Raw genomic sequence first — 9,237 nt, 5'->3', positions numbered from 1 at the left:
CGATCATGACCTTAGTGATTTTCACTGCCCTTGACACTTACCACAATGGTGAGGTGCGTCATGGGTGATTCTTTATATATTTGGCTTGGAGTTTACTGGTATGTCTAACCAGAGAATTCGTATCCGTTTGAAGTCTTTTGATCATCGTCTGATTGATCAATCTGCTCAAGAGATCGTAGAAACCGCTAAGCGTACTGGCGCACAAGTGTGTGGTCCAATTCCGATGCCTACTCGCATCGAACGCTTCAACGTTCTTACTTCACCACACGTCAACAAAGACGCTCGTGATCAGTACGAAATCCGCACTTATAAGCGTTTGATCGACATCGTTCAACCAACAGATAAAACTGTTGATGCATTGATGAAGTTAGATCTTGCTGCTGGTGTTGATGTTCAGATCGCTTTGGGTTAAGGCTTTCGGTTGATTAGCTTTATAAGTTAATTAGGCCGCTTTTTTAGAGGTTTATGCACATGGCTATTGGTTTAGTCGGTCGCAAATGTGGTATGACTCGCGTCTTTACGGATGCTGGTGTATCTGTACCTGTTACAGTTATCGAAGTCGATCCAAACCGCATTACGCAAATCAAAACACTTGAAACTGATGGTTATCAAGCAATTCAAGTAACTACTGGTGAACGTCGCGAATCGCGCGTAACTAACGCTCAGAAAGGTCACTTCGCGAAAGCTGGTGTTGCTGCTGGTCGTTTAGTTAAAGAGTTCCGTGTTACTGAAGCTGAGCTTGAAGGCCGTGAAGTGGGTGCTTCTATCGGTGTTGATCTGTTCACAGTTGGTCAAATTGTTGACGTAACTGGTCAGTCAAAAGGTAAAGGTTTCCAAGGTGGTGTTAAGCGTTGGAATTTCCGTACGCAAGATGCTACTCATGGTAACTCTGTATCTCACCGTGTATTAGGTTCTACAGGTCAAAACCAGACTCCTGGTCGCGTGTTCAAAGGCAAGAAAATGGCTGGTCACTTAGGTGACGAACGCGTAACAGTTCAAGGTCTTGAAATTGTATCTATTGACGCTGAACGTTCTGTTTTAGTTGTTAAGGGTGCTATTCCTGGTTCAACTGGCGGTGACGTTGTTGTACGTCCTACCATCAAGGCCTGAGGGGAAATACTGTGAATTTAAAAACTGTTTCCGGCTCTGCTGTTGAATTGTCTGAAGTTGCTTTCGGACGTGAATTTAACGAAGCTCTTGTACACCAAGTTGTTACAGCTTACTTAGCTGGTGGTCGTCAAGGTACTCGTGCTCACAAATCACGTGCAGATGTTTCTGGCGGTGGTAAAAAGCCATTCCGTCAAAAAGGTACTGGTCGCGCTCGTGCGGGTTCTATTCGTAGCCCTATCTGGGTTGGTGGTGGTAAAACTTTTGCTGCTCGCCCACAAGATTGGTCTCAAAAAGTAAACCGTAAGATGTACCGCGGTGCAATGCAATGTATCTTAGCTGAACTTGTTCGCCAAGATCGTCTTGTATTAGTTGAAGAGTTTGCTGTTGCAGCTCCAAAAACTAAAGACTTGCTTGCAAAACTTACAGACTTGAATGCAACTCGCGCATTGATCATTACAGATGCTGTAGATGAGAACTTGTATCTCGCAGCTCGCAACCTTCCACACGTTGATGTGGTTGATGCTACTGCTATTGATCCTGTTAGCTTGATCGCATTTGATAAAGTTGTAATGTCTGTAGCTGCTGCTAAGAAAATTGAGGTAGAACTCGGATGAACAACGAACGTATCTATCAAGTCCTATTAGGACCAGTATTCTCAGAAAAAGCACAAGTTTTAGGTGACACTGCTGGTGTTCAAGTGTTCAAAGTTGCATTAAATGCAAACAAACTTGAAATCAAGAAAGCAGTTGAGCAGCTCTTTGGTGTTGAAGTTGTAAAAATCAATACAACGATCACTAAAGGTAAAACAAAACGCTTTGGTAAAACATTAGGACGTCGTTCTGATGTGAAAAAAGCATACGTCACCCTGAAAGCTGGCCAAGATGTAGAAATGGCTGACTTGGGCGATACCGCTGAAAACGCAGCGGAATAAGGACGAGAATTATGCCAATTCAAAAATGTAAGCCAACGTCTCCAGGACGTCGCTTTGTAGAGAAAGTGGTTCATGACCATCTTCACAAAGGCGCTCCTTATGCACCGTTGGTAGAAGCTAAAAAACGTACTGGTGGTCGTAATAACAATGGTCACATCACTACACGTCACGTGGGTGGTGGTCATAAGCAAAACTACCGTATTGTTGACTTTAAACGTAACAAAGATAGTATTCCTGCGACTGTAGAGCGTATCGAATACGATCCTAACCGTACAGCTCATATTGCTTTATTGAAATATGCTGACGGTGAACGTCGTTACATCATTGCGCCTAAAGGCCTACGTGCTGGTGATAAAGTTCAATCTGGTAACGATGCTCCAATTCGTCCAGGTAACTGTTTACCACTTCGTAACATGCCAATCGGTTCTACCCTTCATAACCTTGAACTTAAAATCGGTAAAGGTGCTCAATTAGCACGTTCTGCTGGTACTTCGGTTCAGTTGTTGGGTCGTGATGGTTCTTACGCTATCGTTCGTTTACGTTCTGGTGAAATGCGTAAAGTCCATGTTGAATGTCGTGCTGTAATTGGTGAAGTTTCTAACCAAGAAAGCAACCTTCGTTCATTGGGTAAAGCTGGTGCTGCGCGCTGGCGTGGTATTCGTCCTACCGTTCGTGGTATGGCGATGAACCCAGTAGACCACCCACACGGTGGTGGTGAAGGACGTAGTAAAGGTATTCAACCTGTAAGTCCATGGGGTCAAAAAGCTAAAGGGTACAAGACACGTACCAATAAGCGTACGACTAAGATGATTATTCGCGACCGTCGCGTCAAGTAAGGGAATCTGAATAATGCCTCGTTCATTAAAAAAAGGTCCATTCGTCGACGCGCATTTGTTCGCTAAGGTTGAAGCTGCTGTAGCTGCTAACAACCGTAAGCCGATCAAAACTTGGTCACGTCGTTCAATGATCCTTCCAGACTTTGTTGGTTTAACAATTTCTGTTCACAATGGCCGTAACCACGTTCCAGTAATTGTTACTGAACACATGGTTGGTCATAAATTGGGTGAATTCGCGCCAACTCGTACCTATCGTGGTCACGGTGTTGATAAGAAGTCTAAACGTTAATAGGTGCTATGATGGAAGTAACTGCTAAATTACGCGGTGCCGCTATCTCGGCACAAAAAGCACGTTTAGTTGCTGATTTGATCCGTGGTAAGTCGATTGCGCGTGCGATAGATATTTTAAACTTCAGTAACAAGAAAGCAGCTGTGCTCGTTAAAAAAGCATTAGAATCTGCAATCGCAAATGCTGAACACAACAACAGCTTAGATGTTGATGACCTTAAAGTAACTACGATTTACGTTGATGAAGGCACTAGCCTTAAACGTATCATGCCACGTGCTAAAGGCCGTGCAGATCGTATTACTAAGCGTACTTGTCACATCACCGTTAAGGTAGGGGTTTGATATGGGTCAGAAGGTTCATCCAATCGGTATCCGCCTAGGTGTTGTGAAACGTCATAACGCTAACTGGTATGCGAGTCCGAAACAATACGCTGAATACTTGCTTAAAGATCTTCAAGTTCGTGAGTTTTTAATTAAAAAACTTAAGAGCGCGATGATCAGCAATATTCTTATCGAACGTCCTACAGGCGCTGCTAAAGTAACTATTAGCACTGCTCGTCCTGGTATCGTTATCGGTAAGAAAGGCGAAGACATCGAGAAATTACAGCGCGAACTCACCACTATTATGGGTGTTCCAGCTCAAGTTAGCATCAATGAAATTGATCGCCCTGACTTGGACGCACGTCTAGTTGCTGAAGCAATTGCTTCTCAATTGGAAAAGCGTGTTATGTTCCGTCGTGCTATGAAGCGTGCGGTTCAAAACACAATGCGTGCTGGCGCTAAAGGTATCAAAGTTGAAGTTTCTGGCCGTTTAGGTGGTGCAGAGATTGCTCGTACTGAATGGTATCGTGAAGGTCGTGTACCTTTGCATACACTTCGTGCAGACATCGACTATGCTACTATGCGTGCAGAAACAACATACGGTACGATTGGTGTTAAAGTTTGGATTTTCCGTGGTGAGATTTTAGGTGGCATGAAACAAGTCATGAACCCTGCTCCTGCTGAAGATCGTCCAGCTAAACGCGGTCGTGGTCGTGGTGAAGGTCAAGAGCGTCGTGGTCGTCGCGGTGACCGTGCTGCTGACAAGGGAGAATAATCCATGTTGCAACCTAAACGTACCAAATTCCGTAAAGTGCACAAAGGCCGTAACACTGGTCTAGCGCATCGTGGTAGTACAGTATCATTTGGTTCGATTGCAATTAAAGCAACTGAACGTGGTCGTATGACTGCGCGTCAGATTGAAGCTGCACGTCGTACCATTAGCCGTCGTATCAAACGTGGTGGTAAAATCTTCATCCGCGTATTCCCAGACAAACCAATTACCGAAAAACCATTAGAAGTACGTATGGGTAAAGGTAAGGGTAGCGTGGAATACTGGGTGTGTCAGATCCAGCCAGGTAAGATCCTGTACGAAATTGAAGGTGTTAGCGATGAGTTGGCGCGCGAAGCTTTTGCTTTAGCTGCTGCTAAACTTCCGTTTAAAACCACTATCGTGACTCGGACGGTGATGTAATGAAAACTAAAGATCTACGTGAAAAGTCGGTAGAAGAGTTGAAAGCTTTGCTTGATGAGCAACAGCTTAACCAATTCCGTCTTCGTATGGCGAAAGCAACTGGTCAATTAGGCAAATCGCATGAAGTGCAAATTGCTCGTAAGACAATTGCTCGTATTAAGACACTCCTTACCGAAAAACAGGGGAACGGACAATGAGTGAAAAAACAGTCCGCACGTTAACTGGCAAAGTCGTAAGCGACAAAATGGACAAGTCTATTGTTGTGCTTATTGAACGCCGCGTTCAACACCCGTTGTATGGCAAATCAATCCGCCGTTCAACTAAATTACACGCTCATGATGAGAACAATGTTGCTAAAACTGGCGACTTGGTAACCATCAAAGAAAGCCGCCCAATTTCTAAAACTAAAGCTTGGACTTTAGTGGAAGTAGTTGAAGCTGCTGCTGAGTAATTAGACGTTCTTGTTGCATCATCGGACAATTTCGAGTACTCTTTGAGCCTTTCGAAATTGTGACCGGTGATGCTCGGTTTTGGAGTAGGGCAATGATTCAAACCGAAAGTATGCTCGACGTAGCAGACAACAGTGGTGCACGCCGCGTACAATGTATTAAAGTACTTGGTGGTTCACACCGTCGTTATGCTTCAGTTGGCGATATTATTAAAGTTACTGTAAAAGAAGCAATTCCACGCGCACGTGTTAAAAAAGGTGACGTGATGAATGCTGTAGTTGTTCGTACAAAATTCGGCATCCGTCGTCCAGACGGTTCAGTTATTCGTTTCGACGATAACGCTGCTGTTATTTTGAACAACAACAAAGCTCCGATTGCGACTCGTATCTTCGGACCAGTGACTCGTGAACTTCGTACTGAACAGTTCATGAAAATCATTTCATTGGCTCCTGAAGTTCTATAAGAGGCAATCATGGCTAAGATTAAAAAAGGCGATCAAGTAATTGTGATCGCAGGTAAAGAAAAAGGCAAACAAGGTGTTGTTTTGTCTGTTTCTGAAGAACGAGTTAAGGTCGAAGGTCTTAACTTGGTGAAGAAGCACCAAAAGCCAAATCGTGTAACTGGCGCTGAAGGCGGTATCGTTACTCAAGAGGCTACGCTTCATATCTCAAACGTGGCAATTTTTAATGCTACAACCCAAAAGGCTGACCGTATTGGTTACCAAGTGATTGATGGCGCGAAAACTCGTGTTTATAAATCAAATGGTGAATCAGTGGCGGTAGCGAAGTAATAGGTTGAAAAAGGCAATGGCCAGACTTAAAGCACGTTACAACGACGAACTTAAAGCGAAGTTACAAGAAGAACTTAGCGTTAAGAATGTGATGGATATTCCTCGCATCACAAAAATCACTCTGAACATGGGTGTAGGCGCAGCTGCAACTGATAAGAAATTATTAGATGGCGCTGTTGCTGATATGCAACTCATTGCTGGTCAAAAGCCAGTTGTGACTCTTGCTCGTAAATCAATCGCTGGTTTTAAAATCCGTGATGGTTGGCCGATCGGTTGTAAAGTTACTTTACGCGGCGACCAAATGTACGAATTCTTGGATCGTTTGATCTCAATCGCAATCCCTCGTATCCGTGACTTCCGTGGTTTCTCTTCGAAATCATTTGATGGTCGTGGTAACTACTCTATGGGTTTAAAAGAGCAAATCGTTTTCCCTGAAATCGATTTTGACAAGATTGATCGTATCCGTGGTTTAGACATCACGATTACGACCACTGCTCGTAGCGATGACGAAGGCCGTGCGCTTATGCGTGCATTCGGCTTCCCGTTCAAATAAGAGGTCGATATGGCTAAGAAAGGTATGATTAATCGCGAATTGAAACGCGAAAAGACAGTTGCTAAATACGCTGCAAAACGTGCTGAATTAAAAGCAACGATTGCAAACGTAAATGCAAGTGACGAAGAACGTTTCGCAGCGACATTAAAGTTACAGGCATTGCCACGTAACGCATCTCCAGTACGTCTTCGTAACCGTTGTGGTTTAACTGGTCGTCCTCATGGTTACTTCCGTAAGTTCGGTTTAAGCCGTAACAAATTACGTGACACAGTAATGCAGGGTGATGTACCAGGCGTTGTTAAGGCAAGCTGGTAAGGAGCGACTAAATGAGTATGCAAGATACCGTTGCCGACATGTTAACACGTGTTCGTAACGCACAAATGGCTAAGAAACAAACTGTTTCTATGCCTTCTTCTAAGTTGAAAGTTGCTATTGCAAACGTTCTTCAACAAGAAGGTTATGTTTCAAATGTAGAAGTTGCTTCTGAAGAGACAAAATCTACTTTGACCATTACATTAAAATATTTCGAAGGCAAGCCTGTTATCGAAACCGTTAAGCGTGTAAGCCGTCCAGGTCTACGCCAATATCGCGGTAAAGATAAAATTCCTAGCGTTAAGCAAGGTTTGGGTATTGCAATTGTTTCTACAAGCAAAGGCATCATGACTGATCGCGCTGCACGTGCTGCGGGCGTTGGTGGTGAAGTTATTGCTTTTGTTTCTTAATAGGTGATTCCTCATGTCTCGTGTGGCTAAAGCCCCAGTAACTGTACCGAATGGTGTAACAGTTACTCAGAACGGCCGGCAGGTCGAAGTGAAAGGCAGCAAAGGTACATTGTCTTTCAACCTGCATGCGCTGGTCGAGCTAAAACAGGAAGAAGGTAAACTTCAACTTGCTCCAGCTAAAGAGTCGAAAGACGCTTGGATGCAAGCTGGTACTGCTCGCGCTGTATTGAACAACCTTGTAAAAGGTGTTAGCGAAGGCTTCGAACGTAAGTTACAGCTTGTTGGTGTTGGTTATAAAGCTGCGGTTAAGGGTACTTCTGTAAACCTTAACCTTGGTTACTCACACCCGATTGACTACGCTTTACCTGAAGGTGTAACAGCGGAAACTCCAACTGCTACTGAAATCATTTTGAAATCAGCAAACAAGCAGTTGTTAGGTCAAGTGGCAGCGGAAATCCGTGCATACCGTGCTCCTGAACCATATAAAGGTAAAGGTGTTCGTTATTCGGATGAAGTTATTCTTCGTAAAGAAGCTAAGAAGAAATAAGGCGCGAGGTTCTTATGAACGAAAAGAAACAAACCCGTTTGCGTCGTGCGAAAAGCACACGCTTGCACATTCGTGCATTGGGTGCGACTCGTTTGTGTGTAAACCGCACTCCGCGTCACATCTATGCGCAAGTTATTTCAGCAGATGGTGGCAAAGTTTTAGCGCAAGCTTCAACTTTAGATGCATCTTTGCGTAGTGGCTCTACAGGTAATGTAGACGCAGCTACGAAAGTTGGTGCTTTGATCGCAGAACGTGCTAAGGCAGCTGGTGTTACTAAAGTTGCATTTGACCGTTCTGGTTTTAAATATCATGGTCGTATCAAAGCCTTGGCTGATGCTGCTCGTGAAGGCGGCTTGGAGTTCTAATCATGGCGAAAGTTGAACAAAACGAAGGTCTCGTTGAAAAGCTGGTTGCCGTTGATCGTGTAGCCAAGGTTGTTAAAGGTGGTCGTATCTTCTCTTTCACAGCATTAACTGTTGTGGGTGATGGTAACGGTCGTGTAGGTTTTGGTCGTGGTAAAGCACGTGAAGTTCCAGCTGCTATTTCTAAAGCACTTGAAGCTGCTCGTCGTAACATGATCACTGTAGACCTCGCGGGTACTACTTTACAACACCCTGTGAATGCTCGTCATGGCGCAAGCCGTGTATACATGCAACCTGCTTCAGAAGGTACTGGCGTAATTGCTGGTGGCGCTATGCGTGCTGTTCTTGAAGCTGCAGGTGTACATAACGTACTTGCTAAATGTTATGGTTCTACAAATGCTGCTAACGTAGTAAACGCAACTTTCAAAGGTTTGCGTGATATGACTTCTCCTGAGAAAGTCGCTGCGAAACGTGGTCTTTCAGTAGAACAAATTCAAGGGTAATCAATCATGAAAACGATTAAAGTTACCCAGACTAAATCTTCTTCGCATCGTTTAAAAAATCATAAACTTTGCCTTCAAGGTTTAGGTCTGCGTCGTATTGGTCATACTGTAGAAGTGCAAGATACGCCTTCTAACCGCGGTATGGTCAACAAAGTTTACTATATGGTTAGTGTAGAGGAATAAGCCATGACTCTGCGTTTGAATGAACTTGCGCCTGCAGAAGGTGCAAAACGTGAAAATCGTCGTCTAGGCCGTGGTATCGGTTCTGGCGTTGGTAAGACTGGTGGCCGCGGTGTCAAAGGTCAAAACTCACGTAAAAGTGGTGGTACTCGTCCAGGCTTTGAAGGCGGTCAAACAGCGTTATATCGTCGTTTGCCTAAATTCGGCTTCACTAGTCAAATCGCTTTAAAAACTGCTGAAGTACGTTTGTCTGAGTTGAATAAAGTTGAAGGTGATGTTGTTAGCCTAGAAACTTTGAAAGCTGCGAATGTTGTTCGTCGTGACCAAATTCGTGCTCGCATCGTTCTTTCTGGTGAAATCACTCGCGCATTCACTATTCAAGGTGTTGTGTTGACTAAAGGCGCTAAAGCTGCTGTTGAAGCTGCTGGCGGTAAAGTCGAGGAGTAATCTCGA

General features: G+C 44.2%; 20 protein-coding genes and 1 pseudogene. All 21 read left to right on the top strand.

What is annotated here, in order from left to right:
• The first annotated feature begins 100 nt into the window (after positions 1–100).
• The 21 genes and pseudogenes from rpsJ to rplO all read left to right on the top strand — a co-directional run bounded on the left by rpsJ (position 101) and on the right by rplO (position 9,231).
• Positions 101–412 (top strand): 30S ribosomal protein S10, encoded by a 312-nt coding sequence (rpsJ, locus tag F887_RS01950; RefSeq protein ID WP_000070912.1) that lies wholly within the window; start codon positions 101–103, stop codon positions 410–412.
• A 59-nt stretch (positions 413–471) separates the two neighbouring features.
• Positions 472–1,110, top strand: coding sequence for a 50S ribosomal protein L3 (gene rplC / locus F887_RS01955; RefSeq protein ID WP_004775888.1), 639 nt, complete (start codon positions 472–474; stop codon positions 1,108–1,110).
• 11 nt (positions 1,111–1,121) lie between these two features.
• Positions 1,122–1,724, top strand: a complete 603-nt coding sequence (gene rplD / locus F887_RS01960; protein ID WP_004804113.1) for a 50S ribosomal protein L4 — start codon at positions 1,122–1,124, stop codon at positions 1,722–1,724.
• On the top strand, positions 1,721–2,041 hold the full coding sequence (rplW, locus tag F887_RS01965; RefSeq protein ID WP_004641070.1) for a 50S ribosomal protein L23: 321 nt from the start codon (positions 1,721–1,723) through the stop codon (positions 2,039–2,041). The genes rplD and rplW overlap by 4 nt, the downstream gene beginning before the upstream one ends.
• 11 nt (positions 2,042–2,052) lie before the next feature.
• Complete coding sequence (gene rplB, locus F887_RS01970; protein ID WP_004804114.1) at positions 2,053–2,877, top strand: 50S ribosomal protein L2; 825 nt, start codon at positions 2,053–2,055, stop codon at positions 2,875–2,877.
• 13 nt (positions 2,878–2,890) lie between these two features.
• A complete protein-coding gene (rpsS, locus tag F887_RS01975) occupies positions 2,891–3,166 on the top strand; it encodes a 30S ribosomal protein S19 (protein ID WP_004775885.1) in 276 nt (91 codons plus the stop codon).
• A gap of 11 nt (positions 3,167–3,177) precedes the next feature.
• Complete coding sequence (gene rplV / locus F887_RS01980; RefSeq protein WP_005147130.1) at positions 3,178–3,507, top strand: 50S ribosomal protein L22; 330 nt, start codon at positions 3,178–3,180, stop codon at positions 3,505–3,507.
• A 1-nt stretch (position 3,508) separates the two neighbouring features.
• A pseudogene (rpsC, locus tag F887_RS01985) lies at positions 3,509–4,325 on the top strand (30S ribosomal protein S3).
• Positions 4,265–4,678 carry a 50S ribosomal protein L16 gene (gene rplP, locus F887_RS01990; protein WP_004657678.1) on the top strand — a complete coding sequence of 138 codons (414 nt, stop codon included), beginning with the start codon at positions 4,265–4,267 and terminating at the stop codon, positions 4,676–4,678. Before rpsC ends, rplP begins: the two are co-directional and overlap by 61 nt.
• Positions 4,678–4,875 (top strand): 50S ribosomal protein L29, encoded by a 198-nt coding sequence (gene rpmC, locus F887_RS01995; RefSeq protein WP_000849927.1) that lies wholly within the window; start codon positions 4,678–4,680, stop codon positions 4,873–4,875. The genes rplP and rpmC overlap by 1 nt, the downstream gene beginning before the upstream one ends.
• The gene (rpsQ, locus tag F887_RS02000; RefSeq protein ID WP_004641057.1) at positions 4,872–5,129 is read left to right on the top strand and encodes a 30S ribosomal protein S17; all 258 of its coding nucleotides are present in this window, start codon (positions 4,872–4,874) and stop codon (positions 5,127–5,129) included. The genes rpmC and rpsQ overlap by 4 nt, the downstream gene beginning before the upstream one ends.
• 92 nt (positions 5,130–5,221) lie before the next feature.
• Positions 5,222–5,590 (top strand): 50S ribosomal protein L14, encoded by a 369-nt coding sequence (rplN, locus tag F887_RS02005; RefSeq protein WP_004657680.1) that lies wholly within the window; start codon positions 5,222–5,224, stop codon positions 5,588–5,590.
• 9 nt (positions 5,591–5,599) lie between these two features.
• Positions 5,600–5,917, top strand: a complete 318-nt coding sequence (gene rplX / locus F887_RS02010; protein WP_005147125.1) for a 50S ribosomal protein L24 — start codon at positions 5,600–5,602, stop codon at positions 5,915–5,917.
• Positions 5,918–5,933: 16 nt separating this feature from the next.
• Positions 5,934–6,470, top strand: a complete 537-nt coding sequence (gene rplE, locus F887_RS02015) for a 50S ribosomal protein L5 (RefSeq protein ID WP_004804116.1) — start codon at positions 5,934–5,936, stop codon at positions 6,468–6,470.
• Positions 6,471–6,479: 9 nt separating this feature from the next.
• On the top strand, positions 6,480–6,785 hold the full coding sequence (gene rpsN, locus F887_RS02020) for a 30S ribosomal protein S14 (protein WP_005147122.1): 306 nt from the start codon (positions 6,480–6,482) through the stop codon (positions 6,783–6,785).
• 11 nt (positions 6,786–6,796) lie between these two features.
• On the top strand, positions 6,797–7,192 hold the full coding sequence (gene rpsH, locus F887_RS02025) for a 30S ribosomal protein S8 (protein ID WP_005147121.1): 396 nt from the start codon (positions 6,797–6,799) through the stop codon (positions 7,190–7,192).
• Positions 7,193–7,205: 13 nt separating this feature from the next.
• On the top strand, positions 7,206–7,739 hold the full coding sequence (gene rplF / locus F887_RS02030) for a 50S ribosomal protein L6 (RefSeq protein WP_004657685.1): 534 nt from the start codon (positions 7,206–7,208) through the stop codon (positions 7,737–7,739).
• A gap of 14 nt (positions 7,740–7,753) precedes the next feature.
• The gene (rplR, locus tag F887_RS02035; protein WP_005147119.1) at positions 7,754–8,104 is read left to right on the top strand and encodes a 50S ribosomal protein L18; all 351 of its coding nucleotides are present in this window, start codon (positions 7,754–7,756) and stop codon (positions 8,102–8,104) included.
• Between the two features lie 2 nt (positions 8,105–8,106).
• On the top strand, positions 8,107–8,604 hold the full coding sequence (gene rpsE / locus F887_RS02040) for a 30S ribosomal protein S5 (RefSeq protein ID WP_004657688.1): 498 nt from the start codon (positions 8,107–8,109) through the stop codon (positions 8,602–8,604).
• Positions 8,605–8,610: 6 nt separating this feature from the next.
• The gene (gene rpmD / locus F887_RS02045) at positions 8,611–8,787 is read left to right on the top strand and encodes a 50S ribosomal protein L30 (RefSeq protein ID WP_003653652.1); all 177 of its coding nucleotides are present in this window, start codon (positions 8,611–8,613) and stop codon (positions 8,785–8,787) included.
• A gap of 3 nt (positions 8,788–8,790) precedes the next feature.
• A complete protein-coding gene (gene rplO, locus F887_RS02050; RefSeq protein WP_005147117.1) occupies positions 8,791–9,231 on the top strand; it encodes a 50S ribosomal protein L15 in 441 nt (146 codons plus the stop codon).
• Positions 9,232–9,237 lie beyond the last annotated feature (6 nt).

It is taken from the genome of Acinetobacter sp. NIPH 2100 (assembly GCF_000369805.1).
In the GTDB taxonomy this organism is placed as follows: Bacteria; Pseudomonadota; Gammaproteobacteria; order Pseudomonadales; family Moraxellaceae; genus Acinetobacter.
The sequence above is the reverse complement of the archived record's forward strand: the minus strand, read 5'-3'. Positions and strand labels throughout refer to the sequence as shown.

Excerpts from the sequence above, each read along its gene's own strand:
- rpsJ (WP_000070912.1), top strand. The coding sequence starts at position 101 with ATGTCTAACCAGAGAATTCGTATCCGTTTGAAGTCTTTTGATCATCGT.
- rplC (WP_004775888.1), top strand. The coding sequence starts at position 472 with ATGGCTATTGGTTTAGTCGGTCGCAAATGTGGTATGACTCGCGTCTTT.
- rplW (WP_004641070.1), top strand. The coding sequence starts at position 1,721 with ATGAACAACGAACGTATCTATCAAGTCCTATTAGGACCAGTATTCTCA.
- rplB (WP_004804114.1), top strand. The coding sequence starts at position 2,053 with ATGCCAATTCAAAAATGTAAGCCAACGTCTCCAGGACGTCGCTTTGTA.
- rpsS (WP_004775885.1), top strand. The coding sequence starts at position 2,891 with ATGCCTCGTTCATTAAAAAAAGGTCCATTCGTCGACGCGCATTTGTTC.
- rplV (WP_005147130.1), top strand. The coding sequence starts at position 3,178 with ATGGAAGTAACTGCTAAATTACGCGGTGCCGCTATCTCGGCACAAAAA.
- rplP (WP_004657678.1), top strand. The coding sequence starts at position 4,265 with ATGTTGCAACCTAAACGTACCAAATTCCGTAAAGTGCACAAAGGCCGT.
- rpmC (WP_000849927.1), top strand. The coding sequence starts at position 4,678 with ATGAAAACTAAAGATCTACGTGAAAAGTCGGTAGAAGAGTTGAAAGCT.
- rpsQ (WP_004641057.1), top strand. The coding sequence starts at position 4,872 with ATGAGTGAAAAAACAGTCCGCACGTTAACTGGCAAAGTCGTAAGCGAC.
- rplN (WP_004657680.1), top strand. The coding sequence starts at position 5,222 with ATGATTCAAACCGAAAGTATGCTCGACGTAGCAGACAACAGTGGTGCA.
- rplX (WP_005147125.1), top strand. The coding sequence starts at position 5,600 with ATGGCTAAGATTAAAAAAGGCGATCAAGTAATTGTGATCGCAGGTAAA.
- rplE (WP_004804116.1), top strand. The coding sequence starts at position 5,934 with ATGGCCAGACTTAAAGCACGTTACAACGACGAACTTAAAGCGAAGTTA.
- rpsN (WP_005147122.1), top strand. The coding sequence starts at position 6,480 with ATGGCTAAGAAAGGTATGATTAATCGCGAATTGAAACGCGAAAAGACA.
- rpsH (WP_005147121.1), top strand. The coding sequence starts at position 6,797 with ATGAGTATGCAAGATACCGTTGCCGACATGTTAACACGTGTTCGTAAC.
- rplF (WP_004657685.1), top strand. The coding sequence starts at position 7,206 with ATGTCTCGTGTGGCTAAAGCCCCAGTAACTGTACCGAATGGTGTAACA.
- rplR (WP_005147119.1), top strand. The coding sequence starts at position 7,754 with ATGAACGAAAAGAAACAAACCCGTTTGCGTCGTGCGAAAAGCACACGC.
- rpsE (WP_004657688.1), top strand. The coding sequence starts at position 8,107 with ATGGCGAAAGTTGAACAAAACGAAGGTCTCGTTGAAAAGCTGGTTGCC.
- rpmD (WP_003653652.1), top strand. The coding sequence starts at position 8,611 with ATGAAAACGATTAAAGTTACCCAGACTAAATCTTCTTCGCATCGTTTA.
- rplO (WP_005147117.1), top strand. The coding sequence starts at position 8,791 with ATGACTCTGCGTTTGAATGAACTTGCGCCTGCAGAAGGTGCAAAACGT.